Source organism: Streptomyces sp. NBC_01497 (genome assembly GCF_036250695.1).
Taxonomy (GTDB): domain Bacteria; phylum Actinomycetota; class Actinomycetes; order Streptomycetales; family Streptomycetaceae; genus Streptomyces.
This window is the reverse complement of the sequence record NZ_CP109427.1, coordinates 4,826,834-4,846,458: the sequence shown is the minus strand read 5'-3', so window position 1 is coordinate 4,846,458 and position 19,625 is coordinate 4,826,834. Positions and strand designations below refer to the sequence as shown.

Genomic DNA, 19,625 nt, shown 5'->3' with positions numbered 1-19,625 from the left:
GTGCCCGAACTCGCTCTCGTGCCCGTTTCCGGTCCTTGTCGGATTCACATCAGCCAGCATCCTCACGGGGCGACTCCCGGGACAGTGGCCCGATGGACATGGTTCGTTAGGATCGGGCCATGGCCACGCCACCCCGCACGCCGGCCCCCGCACCGGACCCGGACCCTGCCCGTACCCGGCCCCACCGGGTCGTCGTCCTCGCGCTCGACGGCGTCATCCCCTTCGAACTCGGCATTGCCCAGCGCATCTTCGGCCGCGCCAGGGGATCGGCGGACGAGCCCCTCTACACGGTCACGACCTGTGGTGCCGTGGCGCCAGGACCGGTCGCCACCAACGCCGACTTCGCGATCCTCGTCGAGCACGGCCCCGAGGCCCTCGGCGAGGCCGACACCGTCGTCGTCCCGGCCTCGTACGAGATCGGGTCCGCCTTCGAGGACGGCACGCTGCCCGGGGACATCGCGTCGGCGTTCGCCCACATCCGCCCCGGCACCCGGCTCGTGTCCATCTGCACCGGCAGTTTCGTGCTCGCGGCGGCCGGGCTCCTCGACGGCCGGCCCGCCACCACGCACTGGAGCAGCGCCGACCACTTCCAGCGGCTCTACCCGCGCGTCAGGGTCGACCCCCACGTCCTCTTCGTCGACGACGGCGACGTCCTCACCTCGGCGGGGGTCGCCGCCGGGATCGACCTGTGCCTGCACATCGTCCGCCGCGACCACGGCACCGCCGTCGCCAACGAGGTCGCCAGGGGGACCCTCGTACCGCCGTTCCGCGACGGCGGGCAGGCGCAGTACATCGCCCGCCCGCTGCCCGAGCCCCGGCAGGCCGGCACGGGCGCCGCCCGCGCCTGGGCGCTCGCCCGGCTCCACGAGCCCATCACCCTGCGGGACATGGCGGAACGGGAGGCCATGTCGGTGCGCACGTTCACCCGGAGGTTCCGCGAGGAGGCCGGGATCAGCCTCGGCCAGTGGCTCGTCCACCAACGAGTCGAGCGGGCGCGTCAGTTGCTGGAGTCAACCGATCTGTCCATCGACCGGATCGCGCGAGACGCCGGGTTCGGCACGGCCCAGTCCCTGCGGGCGCACCTGCAGGCGGTCCTGGGGGTGGCCCCGACGGCGTACCGCCGCACCTTCCGCGTGAACGGGGGCGCCACCGAGGACGCGAGGGACACCACGGCCGGGAACGGTTCCGGCGCGACCGCACGCACGGGTGTGCGTACGGGGACGACGCCCGGGGGCCGTTGACACGCGAGGAGCGGGACCGCGACGGCTCCACCGTGACACCTCGGACGGCCCGCACGGACACGCCGCTCCGGGCGGGCACGCGGCGGGCCCGGTACTCAGGCGGGGCGGGGCAGCGCGCACGCCGTCCGGTGCGCCGGATGCCCCGCATGTCCGTCCGTCGCCGCGGCGGTCACCACCATCGCGACCGGCGCCGCGTCCCCGCCGCACTCCTCGCCCCGGTCGACCTCGCACCAGATGCGCTTGCCCGCGCCCTCCGGCTGCCAGCCCCAGCGGTCCGCGAGGCCGTCGACCAGTTCGAGGCCGCGCCCGCCGGTATCCTCGCCGCCCGCGTGCCGCGGGTTCGGCGGCGTCGCGCAGCCGTCCGCGACTTCGACCCGTACGGTGCCCGCCTCGGCGGCACCCAGGCCGAACAGTATCCGCAGGACGGCCGGACACCCGGTGTGCACCACCGCGTTGGTGACCAGCTCGGAGACGATCAGGACCAGGATCTCCGCTGCCTGCTCGTCACGGTCCATCCCCGAACCCGCCAGTCTGGAACGGGCCCACCGTCTCGCCCGGCCGACCTCCGCCGGGTCGGGGCCGATCTCCAGCTGCACTTGAAGAACCTGCACCGCTCACACCATCCGAACCGGCGGACACATCGCCTCGCGCCTCGACAAGTGCCTCGACCCGCAGCGTGGCGGGATCGGGGTCACGGACCGTGATTCCCTTACGGGACAGCATGGTTGACGTACAGTCACCGCGACAAGCGCTTCGGGCATATTCCAGCGCGAAGGAGTACGCGTGGTGCATACTGTGCGACGCTCGCCGCGGGGAGTCGAACAGAGGCGCCCCTGACGCCCTTTCAGCCGTGCGGGCGGGGCACATGCGGTTCGCAGCAGCCGCCTCACCGGCGACTCCGCCGACTCCCGCATCAGGACCGTCTCGCACCCCACGGAGCGTACCCGAGCGGTGGGACGACTCCCCCCCGTGACGGCGCGGCGCGAGGACACAACCCGGTATCGGCAACGGCCTTGGCCGCATCGTGCACGCAGGGTCACCTGGCGGTGGCGGGCCACCGCCCCGCTCAGGGCTCCGGCGTGACGTAGTACTCCGCGAAGGCCCCGAGGAGTTCGTCCTCGCCGATGCGGCCGTCACCGTCCGCGTCGAGCGCGGCGGCCACCCGCACGCCGGTCTCCTGCGGTACGCCGAGCACACGCAGCGCGCGCTCCAGCGCGGCCGGGGTCACCCCGCGCCCGTCCTCGTCGGCGACGGCGATCGCCGCGTGCAGGAAGGGACGGGCGATCTCGGCGAACCGCTGAGGGCTGTCCCGCAGCCGCTTCACCGCCCCGGTGAGGAACTCCTGCCGGGTGACGCGCTGATCGCCGTCGACGTCCGCGATACCGGCCATGCCCTGCCAGAACGCCTCCGCGCCGTAGTAGAGCGCCTGGCCCTTGTCGGACCTGGCCTTGACTCCGAACTCGGCGAGCAGCGCAGCAGCAGCCCCGCTGAACTCCTCGCGGTCGATGGAGCCGTCATGGTCCTGGTCGAAGGCCGCGAACCGGGAGGTGACCTTGCGGTCGTACTCTGCGCTGTCCATGCGGGGAGCGTACGACGCCCGGACATCACCGGGCGTTCACTCCCGCCGGACACCACCGCGCGGCGAAGCACGCACGGCGCACGACGCGGGGCACGCGACGGGCGCCGCGTGCCACGGCGCGCGCCGAGCGCACGACGCGCACCGCCGACGAGGACGCGCTCCTCCGACCGGGCCGCACGGGCCGACAGAGTCGCTTCGGGGGCGGTCCCGCGGCGGTCGCGGCAGGGACGACGCGGCCGGTACTCCGGCCGCCGCCGGGCGCTCGGCGGAGAGCGGCACTCCGCGCACTACGCGGAGAGCGGTTCGGCCTCGTCGTCGATCGCGGACTCGGCGTCCGGGAAGACTTCGAACAGGCGCCGCACACCGAGCGCGGTCAGCACGCGGTTGACGTGCGAGCCGTCGGTCATGCCGCCGGCCGGCAGGACGATCCGCAAGGAGCCCTGGCAGGATCTCAGCAGGCGGCGCGCGGCGATCAGGACGCCCACACCGCTCGAATCGCAGAAGTACACGTCCGAAAGGTCGACGACGACCTCGCGGTGCCCCTCGGCCACGGCGTCGTGGACGCGGCGGCGCACATCCGGCGACGTCACCAGATCGAGCTCGCCTGTGACCTGGAGCACGGTCCAACGGCCCTGTGCCGCCTCTTCCACACTGAGTGTCACGCGCTCAGAACCTCCCTCGCCCCCACCGCGTGCGGCGCGCCCGTCCCTCGGGTCGCCATTCATCGGGGTCTGCCCCATCACTCCCTTCCGAAACATGACAGCCGCAGCGGGGCGGGAGCAGGGGCGCACTTGCGGTAAAGGGGCGTGCGCCGTGGGCCCCGACGACTACATTCGGATTGCGGCGGTGCGGGACGGGGCCGGCTCCCGGGCCGGGCGGAACGGGGGGAGCACATGGCGGCGGAGACATCGCCCCGCTGGGACCGCAGGATGCAGCAGCGGCTCGCGCGCGCCGAGGAGGCCGCGCTCGGCGAGCTGTACGACCGGCACGCCTCCACGGTGCACAGCCTGGCCCACCGCGTCCTGGAGGACGACGCCGCGGCGGACGAGGTGACCCGCGAGGTCTTCGCGCACGTCTGGCAGCACCCGGAGGACTTCGATCCGGCCCGGGGCACACTCCGCAGCTGGCTGGCCCGCCTCGCCAGCGACCGAGCGGTCGTACGGCTGCGGGAGGGCGGTGCGGCCCCGGAGAGCCGCATCCGCCGGGCGGCCACGGCGGCCCGCGCGGACTTCATCGTGACGTCGATGCCCTCGTCGCTGCGGGACGCGCTGGACAGCGCGTACCACCAGCGCCGTACCTACCGCCAGACCGCGCGGGACCTGAACGTGACGGAGGACGAGGCCCGCCGCCGCCTGCGCCTGGGCCTGCAGCTCCTGTCCTCGGCGGACACCCGCACGGGAAGCTCGTCGTGACCGCCCGGCACGATCCCGGCCACCCGCCGCCGGAAAACAGGGAACCGGACCGCACGGTCCCGGACCCGGGCCGCCCGGCTCCCGGGCCACCGGCCGAGGAGCCGCCGGCCGAGGAACGACCGCCCGAGGACCGATCAGCTCAGGACCGCCCGGCCGAGGAGCGACCGGCGGGCCGGGACCGCCCGGCCGAGGTCACAGGGCCCGCGTCGCGGGCGCCCGCGGCCCCGGCGCCCGGGGCGAGGACGCGGGCGGTGGCCGCCGGCCCCTCCCACAGCGTGCTGATGTCGCTGCTGGGCGCGTGGGCCCTCGCGGTGTGCTCGCCGGAGGAGACCCTGTACGTCGAGGCGCACCTCACCGAGTGCGACACCTGTGCCGAGGAGGCGCTGCGGCTGCGGGACGCGGTCGGGCTGCTCCAGACGGAACGCGGCCTCGACCTCGATCCGCTCCTGCGCTCGCAGGTGCTCCGGGACTGCCTCGACCGCAGGCCGGCCCGTACGCCCGTACCGGACTGGGCCCGGCCCTACGACGCCGAGACCGCGCGGCTCGACGCGCTGCTGCGCGACATCGGGGAGGCCGAGTGGCACGCGCCCGTGCGGCTGCGCTGGTGCGAGGAGGACGAACCCGTCGTCCGCCGCACCACCGTCGCGGGCGTGATCGGTCACCTCATGGTCGTGGACGGCCTCGTCGCGGTGCCGCTCGGCCTGGACGATCCGCTCTTCCCGGCCGCGCCCCTCACGCCCGACGAGCGCACCGAGCGGCTGTGGGGCGCGGCGGCCGCACCCCTCACGCGGAGTGTGCACGCGCCCTGGCGGGAGCAGAACCACGCGCTGATCCGGCGGGTGTCGTTCGCGTCGGGCGGCGTCGCCGACCTGTCCGTCCCGTACGGGGACTTCGCGCTGCCCCTGCGCGACGCGCTCATCGACCGCGCCTTCGAGTGCTGGATCCACGGCGCCGACATCGCCGACGCCGTCTCGTACCCCTACGACGCGCCCGGCGGTCCGCACCGGCACGACATGATCGACCTGGCGGCCCGGCTGCTGCCCGCCGCGCTCGCCCACCGCAGGCGGCTCTCCCTCGCGGGGCCGCCCGCCGAACTGGTCGCCGCGGGCTCACCCGGCCGGTCGCTGCACCTGGAGGTGGAGGGCCCCGGCGGCGGCGACTGGTACATCCCGCTGGACTCCCCCGCCGCCCTCGGCTCCCCCGAACGCGCCGTGGCCCATCTCGCCGTCGAGGACGTGGAGTTCTGCCTGCTGGTGGCGGGGCACGTCGCCCCGAAGGAGGCGGCGGCGGGGCAGCGCGGCGACCAGGCGGCCGTGCGAGACGTGCTCTACGCCGCCGCGGGGCTCAGCCGGTTGTGACCGGGGCGGCCCCGGACCGGCTCAGCGCGCCGGGTCCGGCCCGGCCCGGTCGGTCGGGCGGGCCCTCGGGGGTCCGCCGTGTCAGGCGAAGACGACGGTCCGCGAACCGTTCAGCAGGATCCGGTGCTCCGCGTGCCACGTGACGGCTCGCGCGAGTGCCCGGCACTCGACGTCCCGTCCGATCGCCACCAGTTGCTCCGGGGTGGCCTCGTGGCCGACGCGTTCCACCTCCTGCTCGATGATCGGGCCCTCGTCCAGTTCGGCCGTCACGTAGTGCGCGGTCGCGCCGATCAGCTTCACGCCGCGCGCGTGCGCCTGGTGGTAGGGCCGCGCGCCCTTGAAACTGGGCAGGAACGAGTGGTGGATGTTGATGATCCGGCCGTTCAGCCGCTTGCACAGGTCGTCGGAGATGACCTGCATGTAGCGGGCCAGCACCACCAGCTCGACGTCCTCGTCCCGTACGAGGTCGAGGAGCCGCTGCTCCGCCTCGGCCTTGGTGTCCCTGGTGACCGGGATGTGCTGGAACGGGATCCCGTACGAGGCGGCGAGGCCCTGGAAGTCCGTGTGGTTGGAGACGACGGCGGCGATGTCCACCGGCAGCGCCCCGATGCTCGCGCGGAACAGCAGATCGTTGAGGCAGTGCCCGAACCTGCTGACCATCAGCACGATCCGCATGCGCGCGTCCGCCCGGTGGATCTGCCAGTCCATCCGGAACGCGTCGCCGATCGCCGCGAAGCTCGCCCGCAGCTTTCGCACCGAGACCGCGGCACCCGCGTCCGCCGCACCCGCCTCCGCGGCGCCGGTGCCGTCCGTGCGGCCGGCGCCGTCCGCCGCCTCCGCCGCCTCCGCCGAGAAGTGCACCCGCATGAAGAACAGACCCGTGTCACGGTCGCCGAACTGGCGACTGTCCTCGATGTTGCAGCCGGTCATGAACAGATAGCTGGAGACGGCGTGCACGATCCCCTGCTTGTCGGGGCAGGCCAGGGTGAGGACGTACTGCTCACGCCCGGCGCTGTCGCCCGCGCTCCCGGCGGCGGCTGCGGTCGGCTCGTTCATACACCGGAGGATCCCACACGCGGCCCACAGGGGTCCCCGCAGTCCACGCCCGGCCCCGGACCCTCGCCGGGGGCCCGGGGCGGCTCAGGATCCCGCCTGACAGGGATCCCGCCCGACACCCGGGCCGGGGCACGGCACACCCGCCCGTACGGATGCGGGGCCAGGCCCCGGGGATCCGGACGGCTTCAGGACGGAGGCCGCGGGGGTATCCGGACGGCTCCCGGCCCCGGGTACCTCAGACCGCCCGCGTGATGATCCGCAGGACGTCCAGGGACTGGGGCGGGGTGTCCGGGTCGTCGCCGTCGTTCGTCGCCAGCAGTGCGTGGGCCTCGCGCGCCGCCCGTACGGCCTCCGGCCAGCCGTGGTGCTGCATGTACGCGGACACCTGGGCGTCGGGGCCCACCTGGTGCATGATCCGCAGCACGCGCAGCACCGCGACGTCCACGAGGGCGGACTCGCCGGAGTCGCGGAAGATCGTGCCGACGTACTTCTCCGCGGACCAGTTGTCCAGCCAGGTGTCCTCGACCAGACGGTAGACGGCGTCGGTGATGTCGCCGTACCCCTCGCGGCCCGCGAGCCAGCACTCCTGGTGGAAGACCGGATCGGAAAGCATGTGCAGCGCCGAGCGCACATTGCTGCGCCAGCGCCACCACGGCATGTCATTCAAGGGCATGCCGCCCATGGTGGAGGAGCGACGGGCACGACGGGAAGAGTTCTCGGTAGCTTGCTGCACGGTCGTCGATCGTACGTCGACCATATCTTCGGCACAGAATCCCTCATTCGACCCCCCGCTATTCACCTTCCGGCCACTTCACGTGCAGTCAAGCCCGGAGCGGTGTTCCCCGGTGGCCGGAAGCGTTCGGCCAATGAGTCGTCGGCTACGTCTTCTTTCTGCCCAACTGCCCCGTCCGGCACACGCCGCGAAGCTGCGGGCCCTGTGCGCGGCGGTCGTCGGCGTCTCCGTCCTCGCGGGCTGCGGGGCGCTGCCGGGCAGCCCGGGGGGCAAGAACGACATCACGGTCATGACGTGGGCTCCCGTCGGCACCAACGCGACGAACATGCCCGGCATGCCGGGCATGGCCAAGGCGTACGCCCGCTGGGTCGACTCCACCGGCGGTCTGGCCGGGCACAAGCTGACCGTGCTCACCTGCAACGAGCGCAACACCCCGGCCGGCGCCGCCGCCTGCGCCCGCGAGGCCGTCTCGAAGAAGGTCGACGCCGTGGTCGGCTCGTACAGCCAGTGGGGCCAGCAGTTCATGGCGCCGCTGGAGGCCGCTTCGATCCCCTACATCGGCGGGTTCGGCCTCAGCAGCCAGGAGTTCACGAGCTACCTCTCCTACCCGGTCAACGGCGGCCAGGCCACGCTCCTCGCCGGGAACGGGCAGCAGCTCGCCGACTCCGCGTGCGCGCACACCGCCCTCGTACGGCCCGACACCAGCGCGGGCGACACCCTCGCGCAGCTGCTCGACACCGGGCTCGCCAGCCGGCACGGCCACAAGGCCACGGACGTCCGCGCGCCCGAGGACGCCACCGGCTACGAGACACAGGCCGAGAAGGCCCGCGACGACGCCGGGGACGGCGGCTGCGTCACCGCGCAGCTGGGCGACCACACGTCCACCTTCTTCGACTCCTTCAGACGCCTCACGGACGACGGCCGCGACGTCCGCGTCTCCTCGGTGGTCGGCAGCATCGACCAGCCGCTGATCGACGCGTCGGGCGGCGCCGACGGCCTCTTCGAGAAGGCCCTCGTGACCGGCTGGTACCCGGACTCCTCCGACCCCGTGTGGAACCCGATGAAGAAGGTCATCGCCAAGGAGGCGTTCGAGGACAACACGATCGACGCCGCCAACGCGGGCGTGCAGACCACGTGGATCGCCTACACCGCGCTCCAGCAGGTCGTCTCGTCCATCAAGGGCGACCAGGTCGACTCGGGCAAGATCATCGACGCCCTCGACGACGGCACGACGGTGCGCACGGGCGGGCTGACCCCGCCGCTGCGCTGGCGCTACGCGGACATGCTGGGCGCGCCCGGCTTTCCCCGGATCGTCAACGCGGACGTGACCTACCAAGTGGTCCGCGACGGGCGGCTCGTGGCGCAGAAGAAGGGCTTCGTGAACGTGGCGAAGACGCTGGTGGGCTCGGACCTGCCGACCGGCTGACCCGGGACGGGCCCGCCGCTTCGAAGGGTCTCCTCGAAGCGGCGGGCCCGTCCCGTCGGGCGTGCCGGGGTGCACGGCAGCCTGTCACCGGCAGGCGAGAGGCCCGCGAGCCCCTCGTCTGCCGGTCGTCGGCCTGCCGGTCGTCGGTCCGTCAGTCAGTCCGTCGGTCCGTCAGCGGACCACGTAGCCGAACCGGACGCCGGCGGCCGGCAGGCCGCCCTTGCCCGGCTCGTACGCGGTGACCGGGGCGACCGCGCCGCCCGCGGTCACATTGGACAGCGGCAGGGCGTACACGGCGCCGTAACTGGCCGGACCGTAGGGCATGCCGACGTCCAGCGCCGAGCCGGTGTAGTGCAGGCTCTGCCCCACGTACTGCTTCGCGCCCGGAGTCCCGGGAATGCCGTCCCCGTCGCCCGCCTCCAGCCACCTGTCGTTCGCGCCGGGCGCGCCCAGGAGGGAGAAGGTGCTGACGGCTCCCGCACCGGCCAGGTCGCCGATGGCTTCGTCCGGCTCGCCGACCGCCATCTTGAGGGTCGCCCCCGTGCTCACCGCGCGCGGCGCGGTGTTCACGGCGGCCACGGTCTGGCCGAAGTGGTCGCCGGCCTCCGCGGCGCCGGACACGTCGTCGTCACCGGTGCCCTGCGAGTACCAGTTGAGCTGGCTGAACGTGCCGGCCGCGGTGAGGTCGAACGACTCGACCATGCCCGCCCCCGCCTTGTCCGCGCCCGCGATCGTCAGGGCCTCGCCTGGCGAACCGGCCACGAGGACGGAGTCGGTGGCCGCGGCCTCGCCCTGCGTGCGGTACGGGACCATCGCGAGGGACGCGCCGAACAGGTCGCCCGGCTCGGCGCCACCGGAGACCGCCGCCGAGTCCTGGTCGAGACCGAACAGCGGGGTCGGCAGGCCCGCGCTGGTGAGCTTCTGGTCGAAGACCTGCAGGTTGCCCGCGTCCTTGTCGGCCCCGATGGCGTCGTGCGGGGCCGAGATGGCGATGTGGTTCGCGTCGGCGGCGATGGCGGTGCCGAAGGCGTCACCGGCTTCCACGGCGCCGGGGACGTCCGGGCTGTCCTGGTCGATGGTGACGCTGGTGTCGCCGTGCACGTAGTACGCGTCGCCCGCGCCCGCGACGGAGCCGATGGCCTCGCCGGGCGCGCCGATCACCAGGTAGGGCTCACCGGCGGCCGTGGTCCCGGCGGCGAGGGCCTGGCCCATGCGGTCGCCCGCCTCGTTCGTGCCCGCCTTGATGGAACCGGTGCCCGAACCCTGCTCGAAGTGGCTGTACTTCGTCGTTCCCGTACCGAGACCGCCGGGGGCCCCGTACAGAACGTCGACCATCCCCGCGTCGGCAGCGCTGCCCAGGTCCTCGGACGGGGTGCCGACGACCAGGTCGCCGCAGCCGTCCTCGTTGTAGTCGACGGTCGCGAGGGCCTCACCGAACCAGTCGTCGGCCTCGGACGCGCCCGGGACCCAGTCGAGGTCCTGCGTGATCTCGTCGGTGCCCTTCCCGCCGCCGTAGACGATGCGGACGAGGCCCGCGCCCGCGTGGCCGCCCACGGTCGCCTTCGGGTCGGAGACCGCGACATCCTCGATGCCGTCGCAGTTGAAGTCGGTGACGCGGCTCGCGCCCACCGTGCTCTCCAGCCAGGACCCCAGGTCGTCGACGCGGGCCGCGACACCGCCCGTGCGGGTCTCCGCCGGGTCCGTGCCGAAGCAACCGCCCTGGTAGGACCGGCTGGTCAGGGCCGCGAGCTGGGGCGTCCCGTTCGCCGTGCGGACCACGGGGCCGCCGGTGTCGCCCATACAGGCGGCGGCGTCCTTGCCGGTGAACGTGGCGCTGGTGGCACCGGTGGCATCCACCGAGAGCGTGCCCGCGTGCAGCGCCAGCGGTGCCCACTCGGTCGTGCTGCGCCCGTACCCGGCGAACTGCAGCTCCTCGCCCGCGGTCGGCGCGGCGGTGGCGAGGGCGATGGGGGCGACGTTGGTGACCGGCCGGTTCAGGCGGGCCAGCACCACGTCGCGGTCGGTACGCGGCACGAGTTGGACGACATCGCGTACCGCGCCGGCGGTGCTGGTGAGGTCGGAGCGCCCGATGGTCGCGGTCGTGCTCAGCTTCGGCTTGCCCGCGGGCACCGCGAGGCTCGTGGCCGGGTCGTCGGCGAAGCAACTCGCGGCGGTCAGCAGCCACTCGGGGTCGACCAAAACCGCCGAGCAGCCGCGGTCGTGGTCGCCGACGACGAGCTGGGCGCTGTAGCTGAACGTGGTGCCGGCGACCGGGTCGCCGGTCACCGCCGACGCGGGCGCGGTGCCCAGCGCGATCGAGGCCGCGGCCAGGGCGGTCGCCGCCGCGCCGAAGCGCATGCGTCTGCTGTGTGTCATGCCATGACTCCTGGGACGGGGGGTCTGCGGAAGGCGAAGGGGCGCCGGAAACGGATCAACATGGCGTTTTCAAGGGTCACTTGGAGGACCTGATCTCCACGAGAACGAAGTCGCGGCCGTCCGGGTCCGCGCTCTGCCCGATGGGGGCGAACTGGTTCTTCGGAACGTCGAAGGTCTTCGTCTCGTCGCCCGTGGTCATGTCGACCTGGGTCGCGTAGTCGTTGCCGTTGACGCCGTAGACCGAGGGGATCTCCAGGGTCAGCCAGCCGGAGTCGCCCTTGACCTCGAAGCAGACCTCCTCGTTCTTGCGGGACCAGAACTGGAGCTGTCCCGTGCCGTCCTCGCAGTCGGCGAGCGTGATGTGACCGTCGCCGCGTTTGAGGACGATGTTCTTCTCGGCGAGGATCTTGTCCGCCCCCGGGTAGGCGAAATCCTCCACGGCGTAGCCCGGGGCATCGTCGGCGACGGCCCCCAGGGCGGCGCCGTCACCGTGGGCGGCCGGCGCTCCCGCCGTGCCGCCGCTCATCCCGAGCCAGGCGAGGGCACCGGCGGCCAGGGCGGCGCCCAGCGTGCGCGCCACGAGACGCATCGGTCCCGGATTCTTTCTGCCACGTTTATTCATTGCAGCCCCCAACGGTCGTTCCCGATAAAAAATTGACCCTCACACACGCGCCCATAAATGGGCATGGCCGTGCGTCCCTCCGGAATTCCGTCCAGGGGGCAGCGTCATTCTTGGGAGTCCGCCGAGCCGATCACCCCCCGGCACTCTCGGCCTGATGCATCAAATCTCCACAGTTCACGGTCTGTCCAGTCAAATAAAACTGTCCAAAGCGGCAGAAAGGCCCAACACCCGTTGTGGCCCATGTCACCTGATGGAAAGGTTAAGTCCACCTGTGGAGTTCGGGTGAAGGTCACCGGAGATTCAAAAACTGGTCATAGGTAAGTAATCCGGCAAGATTCTCCCCGTCCCCGAGAATTCCGCCCTCACAAGCCCCCGAGCCTCTGTAGGGTCGGATTCGAAAACGGCGCCCCGCCCCCTTTCCTTTCGAGCGGGCAGGAAGGCGCCACGCGCGTTTCCACACCGTCGTATCCACACGGAAAGGGTCACCTCTTGTCAGCGCCTTTGTGGGACAGACGCAAGCTGCTCAAGGTCCTCGCCGCGGGGGCCGCCCTCCCCGCCCTGCCCTCCCTCGCCACCCTGGCCGCCACGCCCGCGTGGGCCGACGCCACCGGCGACGGGGACACCGGCACCGGCCTGCCCGACACCGACCGGGGCAAGGCCGTCTGGGCCTACCAGACCGGCGGCCAGTCCGTCCGCGACGCCGCCGCGGCAGCCCTGGTCGCCTCCCCCGCGGCCGTATCCACCTTCCTCACCAGCGGACTTCCCGCCGCCACGGCCGACGACAACCGCTTCGCCGTCGTCTCCTCCCTGCCCTACGCGGGCGCCTCGACCCAGGAGGCCGCGAGTACGGCGCTGTCCGCGGGGGACAGCGCGATCGCCGGCTTCCTGGCCGACGGGTACCAGCAGGCCGTCACGACGGACCTGCGGGTGTCCGTGTTCACCGTTCTCAACAACAGCGGCACCGCCGTCAAGGACGCGGCGAACACGGCGCTGTCCACCAACACCCTGAAGTCCCTGCGGACCTTCCTGCAGGAGACGCAGTACACGGCGCAGCAACAGGACGAGCGGGTCGAGGTCTTCACGATCCTGGCCACCGCGTCCCCCGAGGTGGCCACGTACGCCCAGCGCGCCCTGAGCGACGGATCCCCCGAGGCGATCCACCAGTTCCTCGTCTCCGGCCAGTACATAGCCCGCGCCCGCGACGAGGAGTCCGCGACGATCGACCAGCTGGTCGCGATCGTGGAACGGGAGGGCCAGCAGGCCAAGCTCCAGACCGAACAGGCCGTCACCGCCTCCGACCAGGCGAAGAAGGCCGCCGCCGAGGCCAAGGCCGCGGCCCAGAAGGCCGCGGCGGAAGCTGCCGCGGCCAAGGACGACGTGGCCAAGTCGGCCGCGGCCGCCGGGGCCGCCGCCAGCGCCGCGCGCGGTGCCGCCGGCGCCGCGAACACCGCGATCGCCGCTTCCCGCACCGCCCAGTCCGCGTCCAGCCGCGCCGCGCAGGCGGCACAGGCAGCCGCAGCTGCCGCCGCCTCCGCGGGCAGTGCCGCCTCCCGCGCCTACCGCGCGGCCATCGCCGCCTCCAAGGACGCCTCCGCGGCCTCGGCCGCCCGCCAGGCCGCACAGGGCGCCCGGACCGCCGCGAGCCGTGCCCGCACCGCGGCCGCGGCGGCCGGTCAGGCCGCCATCGCGTCACAGCAGGCCTCCTCCGCCGGCGCGTCCGCGGCGAACGCCGCGCAGAACGCGGCGGCAGCAGCCAACGCGGCTGCCGACGCCGCCACTTCGGCGGGCGTCGCCACCTCACAGGCCGCCGCCGCGCGCCAGGCCGCGGCCGAGGCATCGGCCGCCGCCGCGCGGGCCACCAGAGCCGCGAACACCGCCCAGACCCTGGCGAACCGGGCCGCCTCCTTCGCCGGCGTCGCCCGCGACGCCGCCAACAGCGCCGCCGACCACGCCGACGCCGCCGCGGACGCGGCCGACGAGGCGGCGGAGCACGCGGGCGAGGCAGTCGAGTACGCCAAGCGCTCGACCGCCTATGCCAAGGCCGCGGTGGAGGCCGCCGACACGGCGGCGGACACGGTCAAGCAGGCCATGGACGTGGAGGAGGCGGCGCGAACCGCGGAGAGCGACCGCATCGCCCAGGACACGGAACTGGGGGTCGAACAGGCGCGCCTGGCCGCCCAGAGCGAGGCCGACGACACGGCGAAGGCCGACAAGCAGCGTACGCAGGCGGAGAAGACCTCCCAGGACGTCAAGGACGCGCTCGCCGCCGCCGCCACGGCCCTCGGGGCCCAGGACGCCGCTACCGCCGCGACCGACGGGCGCAAGGCCGCGCTCCTGCTCCTTGACTCCACCGGCACCTGGACCCGCGAGGCCGCGGCGTTCGCCCTGGCCGGCCAGGACGAGGACGTGGTCAACTGGCTGGAGACCGACCGCGCGATCGCCGAGCAGCAGGACGACCGCGAAACGGTGCTCGCCGTCGCCCAGGTGTCCACGTCCGCCGTCGCCGAGGCCGCCGCCGACGCGCTGGCCAGTGACGACCCCGACGCCCTGCGCACCTTCCTGGAAACCGGCGCGACCGAGGCCGGGGCCACCGACAACCGGGTCAAGGTCTTCTCGCTGCTGGGCAACAACCCCGGCGAGGCCGTGAAGGCGGGGGCGCAGGCGGCACTCGCCGACGGCAGCGCCCAGGCGCTGCACCAGTTCCTCACGATCGACCTGCTGGCCGCGATCAAGCAGGACGACCAGGTCGAGGTGTTCCGCCTGCTCGGCACCGGCGGCCCCTACATGCGCTCCGCGGCCCAGATCGTCCTGGAAAGCTCCGCCCGCATGCGGCGGAACTTCATCATCCACGACCAGTTCGACATCGCCCGTCTCGACCAGGACGACGCCACCCACGTCGCCGCCATCCGTGCCGCCATCGCCCACGCCGCGAATGTCGCGGCGACGGCCCAGCAGGACGCCGCGCTGGCGTCCAAGGCGGCCGCTGAGGCCAACCAGGCCGCTCAGGAGGCGGCCGACTGGGCGTCGAAGGCGCAGGGTTACGCGGACGACGCCGCCGATTCGGCGAAGGAGGCCAAGGACAACGCGGACGCCGCCGACAAGTCCGCTGCCGACGCGGCGAAGTCGGCCGCCACCGCCAAGCAGGCGGCGGTCGTGGCGCAGGGCGCGGCCCGTACGGCGAACTACTCGATGCGCCAGGCCGCGACGTCCGCCCAGCAGGCGGTCTCGTCCGCCGCGAGCGCGCAGGCCTCGGCCGCCTCGGCGCAGGCCTCCGCGGTCCAGGCGGGCAAAGACGCGAAGGCCGCCGCCGACGCCGCGACCCAGGCTCGTCAGATCGCCACGGCGAAGGCCCGGGCCGAGGCCGCCGCCGCGGCGAAGAAGGCCGCGGAGGCGGCCAAGCAGCACCAGGCGGACGGCACGAACCCGTCGCAGACCGAGGACAACGACGAACCCTGGTACGCGGACTGGGGGATCTGGCCCGAGGACATCGGCAGCGCGGAGGACTGGGCGGAGGTCACCCACCACTGGAGCTCGCTCGTGGGCACCGCCGGTGTCGCGATCGCCGTCGGCGGCCTGTTCCTCCCGCCGCCCCTCGACGCGGGCGCGGAAGCGGTCGCCCTCGGCGTGGGGGAGGCCTCCTGGGGCATCCACGGGGTGAGTACCGTCCTGGACGGATTCGCTTACGGCTGGACCAGCAGCCAGTTCCAGTCATCGCTCGGGATGTTCCTGGTCGACGGGATCTTCATGGGCCAGGGGGCCCTCCTGCGGAAGTTCGGCGGCGAGGAGGCAGAGCAGCTCGGCGGCAAACTGGTGCACGTCGGCACCGAGGCAGCCACCACGGTCGTGGGCTGGCTGACCTGGTAGTCGCCCGGTCGGGGAGGGGAGGGGCGGCCGTCCTGCCCCTCCCCTCCCCCCACCCGACGGTTCTCGTCCGTGCGGCGGATCCTCGCGGTCCTCTCGGTCCAGGGAAGGTAACGCACATGCTGACACCCGACATGTCCGACACCGGATGGTCCCTGTTTGCCGTTCTCGCCGGCCTGGCTCTCGGCGTGGCGGGGATGACCATGGCCACGACGCGCGGCAGGCAGTGGGCGCTCCTCCTGCTGCCCCCGCTCGCGGGCTTCGCCGCCGCAGCCTTCCAGTCGACGGTCGACGGGGACTCCGGACGGGAGGTGTCGTACCTGTTCACTCTGGCGGCACTCGACCTGGTGGTACTGCGGCTCGTCTACGCGCCGTGGATGAAACGGCAGCTCGCCCTGTACCGGGAGGGCCGGCCGGTGACCGTGGTGGGCGCGAGGCAGATCTCGGTCTTCCTGCTCCTCTTCGCGGCCGTCACCGCGGCCGTGGCCTTCCTCGTCCACTGACGCGAACCGGCGCGCACCGCCCAGCAGAAGGCGTTCACGCCACGCGACCTGGTCCGCGCGCGTGAGCCGTTCCCCCAGGGCGATGGGGGGGTGGCGCCGTTGGTGGTCCTGGTCCGTCCCGTGCTCCCCGGCCGCCGCGCGGGCGGCCGGGGAGCCGGAGAGGTGAGGCACCGGCGCAACCGACGGCCCGGGCCGTCGTGCCGCCCCCGCTGGACCGCACGCCGCCCCGCGAGGTCCCGAAGACCTCAAGAGCCCCGGACCCCCGGAATTCCTGGTCGTCCTGCCGGGAGTCCTGATCGTCCTAGAGGTCCGACGACGAGCGCTGCTTGAGTCCGTACTGCGTCGCGACGGCGTTCCACAGCTTGGCCGCGCGGGTCTTGGCGGTGGTCGCCTGGCCGCTCGACGTGTCGCCTTCTCCGGCCGCCGACGTCCTGCGCGCGCTGCCGTGCTTGCACACCTTGCGGCTCTTGGCCTGCTTCGCCCACTGCGCGTAGTGGTCGTCGGCCGCCGCCGAGGCCTTCCAGCCCTGCGTCAGGGACGCGGCCAGTTCCGCGTGGTCCGGCAGCTTGTCGATGGTGATCTTCCCCAACTGGTCCACCAGGCCCTGGCGCTGGGTGGCCGCGTTGTGCAGGTCGGTCGCGGCGCCGTCGAGGTTCTTGCAGGACTTGATGTCGGCGACCGCTCCGATCACGGACTCCCGGCTGCTGTTGCTGGAGGCGAGGAGCGAGTCGAGGGACTTCGCCTGGCCCGCGCCGGCGTCCGCCGCCGGTGACTTGCCGTCGCCGGGGGAGGCCGCGGGCGAGTCCGCCGCGACCGTCGCGTCGCCCTTCTTGTCGTCACCTCCGCCGCTGCTGAGCAGCGCGCCGACACCGAGGCCGACGACCGCGACGACGGCGACGGCCGCGATCAGGATCGCGGGGGACTTCTTGCCGCTGGGTCTGCCGCCCGTCCGGTCGTCGTGGTACGTGTCGCCCTGGCCGGGCGGCGGGGTGCCGTAACCCGTGCCGGGCGGCGGGGTGCCGTAGCCCGTGCCCGGTGGCGGGGTCCCATAGCCCTGGCCGGGCGGGGTGCCGTATCCAGCGGGCTGCTGGTATCCGGCGTTGTAGCCGTCGTAGCCGCCCGCCTGGGGCAGTTGCTGGGTGGAGTCCGGTATCTGGCCCGGGGACGGGGTCAGGGAGACCCCGCGCGACTGGTTCATCCGGCCGCCACGGGTGGCGCCGCCGTCGTCGCTGCGGAAGAGGTTGTCGAACTCGGCGGGCGGCTGCCGGGGCGCGTCCTCGTCGGCCGGAGTCATGTCGTACGACGCGGGCGCGCCCGGCGGGGGTGTGTGCGGGCCGCCCGGGTCGTGGGCCGGTACGGGCGCCATGAACTGGGTCGCCTGCGCGTCCGGGTGGCCGTCCGCACCGCTCTGCTGCGGGAAATGCGGGATGAACTGGGTGGCCTGCGCGTCGCCACCCCCGGGCACGGGGCCGCTCGCGCCGGGTACGGGCGGCAGGAACTGCGTCGCGTCACCGCCGCCGGGCGCGGAGGACTCTGCGGGCAGCGGCTGCGCGCCGCCGTAGCCGTACGCCGGCCCCGAGCCGTAGGACCCCTGGTCCGGCGCGTAGCCGCCCTGCCCCTGCTGGTCCTGCTGCCCGGCGTAGTCCTGCTGGTCCTGGTAGGCCGGCCGGCCCCGGTTGTTCTGCTGGCCCTGGTAGTTCAGATAGTCGTCCCGTTCGTCCTGTTGGTCCTGGTACGGGGGCAACGCTCCACCGCCCGGGCCGTTCAGGCCGTCGTCCGCCGGACGCCAGGGCTGCCCCCATGGCTGCCCGTCGGCAGGCGTGACCTGTTCATTCCCTTGCCTGCGGTGCGTCACCAGGACTCCTACGTGAGGAACGTGTGGACCTTCGGAATCGTCGGTTCACGCTACCGGGTGAATCCAGCGATCTGCCACGCGTCCCCTGTGACGTGACGAACGCCCCGTCAGAGAAAACGGCGCCCCCGGCTCGCCGCGGCCCCCTCCCCCGGCGGGCGCGGGAGGTCCCGCGCCCCCGCCTCACCTCACGCGACCTCCCAGGCGACCCGGCCGTCCACGTGCGCGGCGAACTCCCGGACCACGGACTCGTTTCCGTACGGCTCCAGCCGCAGGCGCAGATCCTCCAGGTATTCGGTGCCCCTGCTGGAGCGCAGCGAGCCGAGAAGTTCGGCCGCTTGCGCACCGGTTCTGCACGCCTCCTCCACCTCGCGCTGCTGGACCTGCGCGGTCGCCAGGACGACCAAGCCGATCGCCCGGCGCCTGACGCGGGTCGCGGGGTGCCCGTCGAGCGCGTCGCGGGCGTGCTGCGCCGCCGCCTCGGGACGGCCGAGGTCGCGGTAGCAGTGTGCGAGTTCGTCGGCGAGGTATGCCTGGTCGAAATGGGCGATCCAGTCCGGGTCGCCGGCCGGGTCGTCGCCCGCCTGGTCGAGAGCCGTCTGCGCCTTGTTCGCGACCTCCTGGCAGAGGTGCGCATCACCCATGAGGGCGTGGCCCCTGGCCTCCGCCGCGTAGAACATCGCCAGCGCGCGCTCCGGTACGTGCCCCCGTGCGCCCTCCTGTGCCGCGCGCGCCAGCTGGGCGATCTCGCGCGGGTTGCCGAGCTGTGCGGCGAGGTGGCTCATGGACGCGGCCAGCACGTAACCGCCGTACCCCCGGTCCCCCGCGGCCTGGGCGAGGCGCAGGGCCTGGATGTAGTACCGCTGGGCCAGCCCCGGCTGGCCCGTGTCGATGGCCATGTATCCGGCGAGTTCGGTCAGGCGGGCGACCGCGGCGAACAGCCGCCGCCCCACGGCGTCCCGGTACGAACCGGCCAGGAGGCCGGACACGACGCTGTTGAGATAGTGCACGACGACGGGGCGCACGTGCCCGCTGCCGAAGCGGTGGTCGAGGCCGTTGAGCGCGCTGGTCATGGCCTGAACCGCGTCCACGTCGGCATCACCGACACGCGAGCCCACGGACCGCTCGACCGCCGAGTCGGCGCCCGTGATCAGCCAGTCCCTGCTGGGTTCGACGAGTGCGGAGGACGCCACGGACGAGCCGGTCAGGAAGTCGCGCCTGCCGACGTCGCTGCGCCACAACTCGCAGACCTGCTCGATCGCGCCGACGACCGTCGGCGCGAACTGGAGCCCCACGCCGGACGCGAGGTGCTTGCCGTTGGCCATGCCGATCTCGTCGATCGTGACCGTACGGCCGAGTTTGCGGCCGAGTGCCTCGGCGATGATGCCCGGCGCACGCCCGCGCGGCTGCTGACCGCGCAGCCACCGGGCCACGGACGTCTTGTCGTATCGCAGGTCGAGGCCACGCTCGTGGCCGACCATGTTGACCCGGCGGGCGAGGCCCGCGTTGGAACACGCCGCTTCTTGGATGAGCGCCTGGAGCCGTTCGTTCGGCTGGCGCGCGACGAGAGGTCTGGCTGCCAATGAAAACCCCCTGTGGCCGCAGT

Annotated in this window: 15 protein-coding genes; 6 read left to right on the top strand and 9 right to left on the bottom strand. The window is 73.1% G+C overall.

The window, feature by feature from the left end:
- Positions 1 to 119 precede the first annotated feature (119 nt).
- Positions 120 to 1,241, top strand: a complete 1,122-nt coding sequence (locus tag OG310_RS20450; protein WP_329457319.1) for a GlxA family transcriptional regulator — start codon at positions 120 to 122, stop codon at positions 1,239 to 1,241.
- A gap of 95 nt (positions 1,242 to 1,336) precedes the next feature.
- Here the strand turns inward: OG310_RS20450 and OG310_RS20445 are convergent, their stop codons facing one another.
- The 3 genes from OG310_RS20445 to OG310_RS20435 form a co-directional block, all read right to left on the bottom strand.
- Positions 1,337 to 1,852: an ATP-binding protein gene (locus tag OG310_RS20445; protein ID WP_329457318.1), complete on the bottom strand. Its 516-nt coding sequence runs from the start codon at positions 1,850 to 1,852 to the stop codon at positions 1,337 to 1,339.
- A 455-nt stretch (positions 1,853 to 2,307) separates the two neighbouring features.
- The gene (locus tag OG310_RS20440; protein ID WP_329457317.1) at positions 2,308 to 2,820 is read right to left on the bottom strand and encodes an EF-hand domain-containing protein; all 513 of its coding nucleotides are present in this window, start codon (positions 2,818 to 2,820) and stop codon (positions 2,308 to 2,310) included.
- A gap of 287 nt (positions 2,821 to 3,107) precedes the next feature.
- Positions 3,108 to 3,482 (bottom strand): STAS domain-containing protein, encoded by a 375-nt coding sequence (locus OG310_RS20435; RefSeq protein WP_329457316.1) that lies wholly within the window; start codon positions 3,480 to 3,482, stop codon positions 3,108 to 3,110.
- A 231-nt stretch (positions 3,483 to 3,713) separates the two neighbouring features.
- Between OG310_RS20435 and OG310_RS20430 the strand changes: the two genes are divergently transcribed.
- Both OG310_RS20430 and OG310_RS20425 read left to right on the top strand, forming a co-directional pair.
- Positions 3,714 to 4,232 (top strand): sigma factor, encoded by a 519-nt coding sequence (locus OG310_RS20430; RefSeq protein ID WP_329457315.1) that lies wholly within the window; start codon positions 3,714 to 3,716, stop codon positions 4,230 to 4,232.
- Entirely contained in the window at positions 4,229 to 5,590 is a 1,362-nt protein-coding gene (locus OG310_RS20425; protein WP_329457314.1) for an MDMPI N domain containing protein, read from the top strand. The genes OG310_RS20430 and OG310_RS20425 overlap by 4 nt, the downstream gene beginning before the upstream one ends.
- Before the next feature lie 81 nt (positions 5,591 to 5,671).
- On the opposite strand, the gene purU is transcribed toward OG310_RS20425, so the two are convergent.
- Together purU and OG310_RS20415 are read right to left on the bottom strand one after the other, a co-directional pair.
- Complete coding sequence (gene purU / locus OG310_RS20420; protein ID WP_329457313.1) at positions 5,672 to 6,646, bottom strand: formyltetrahydrofolate deformylase; 975 nt, start codon at positions 6,644 to 6,646, stop codon at positions 5,672 to 5,674.
- Positions 6,647 to 6,881: 235 nt separating this feature from the next.
- The gene (locus tag OG310_RS20415; RefSeq protein WP_329460279.1) at positions 6,882 to 7,328 is read right to left on the bottom strand and encodes an SCO4402 family protein; all 447 of its coding nucleotides are present in this window, start codon (positions 7,326 to 7,328) and stop codon (positions 6,882 to 6,884) included.
- A 184-nt stretch (positions 7,329 to 7,512) separates the two neighbouring features.
- Here OG310_RS20415 and OG310_RS20410 point away from each other — a divergent pair, with 184 nt between their 5' ends.
- Positions 7,513 to 8,805, top strand: a complete 1,293-nt coding sequence (locus OG310_RS20410) for an ABC transporter substrate-binding protein (RefSeq protein WP_329457312.1) — start codon at positions 7,513 to 7,515, stop codon at positions 8,803 to 8,805.
- 171 nt (positions 8,806 to 8,976) lie between these two features.
- Here the strand turns inward: OG310_RS20410 and OG310_RS20405 are convergent, their stop codons facing one another.
- Complete coding sequence (locus OG310_RS20405; RefSeq protein ID WP_443078701.1) at positions 8,977 to 11,181, bottom strand: trypsin-like serine protease; 2,205 nt, start codon at positions 11,179 to 11,181, stop codon at positions 8,977 to 8,979.
- 76 nt (positions 11,182 to 11,257) lie between these two features.
- On the bottom strand, positions 11,258 to 11,770 hold the full coding sequence (locus OG310_RS20400) for a hypothetical protein (RefSeq protein ID WP_329457311.1): 513 nt from the start codon (positions 11,768 to 11,770) through the stop codon (positions 11,258 to 11,260).
- 522 nt (positions 11,771 to 12,292) lie between these two features.
- Here OG310_RS20400 and OG310_RS20395 point away from each other — a divergent pair.
- On the top strand, positions 12,293 to 15,667 hold the full coding sequence (locus OG310_RS20395; RefSeq protein ID WP_329457310.1) for an ALF repeat-containing protein: 3,375 nt from the start codon (positions 12,293 to 12,295) through the stop codon (positions 15,665 to 15,667).
- Positions 15,668 to 15,783: 116 nt separating this feature from the next.
- On the top strand, positions 15,784 to 16,167 hold the full coding sequence (locus OG310_RS20390) for a hypothetical protein (protein ID WP_329457309.1): 384 nt from the start codon (positions 15,784 to 15,786) through the stop codon (positions 16,165 to 16,167).
- A gap of 301 nt (positions 16,168 to 16,468) precedes the next feature.
- On the opposite strand, the gene OG310_RS20385 is transcribed toward OG310_RS20390, so the two are convergent.
- Together OG310_RS20385 and OG310_RS20380 are read right to left on the bottom strand one after the other, a co-directional pair.
- Positions 16,469 to 18,022, bottom strand: coding sequence for a hypothetical protein (locus OG310_RS20385; RefSeq protein ID WP_329457308.1), 1,554 nt, complete (start codon positions 18,020 to 18,022; stop codon positions 16,469 to 16,471).
- Positions 18,023 to 18,207: 185 nt separating this feature from the next.
- The gene (locus OG310_RS20380; RefSeq protein ID WP_329457307.1) at positions 18,208 to 19,602 is read right to left on the bottom strand and encodes a transcriptional regulator; all 1,395 of its coding nucleotides are present in this window, start codon (positions 19,600 to 19,602) and stop codon (positions 18,208 to 18,210) included.
- Positions 19,603 to 19,625 lie beyond the last annotated feature (23 nt).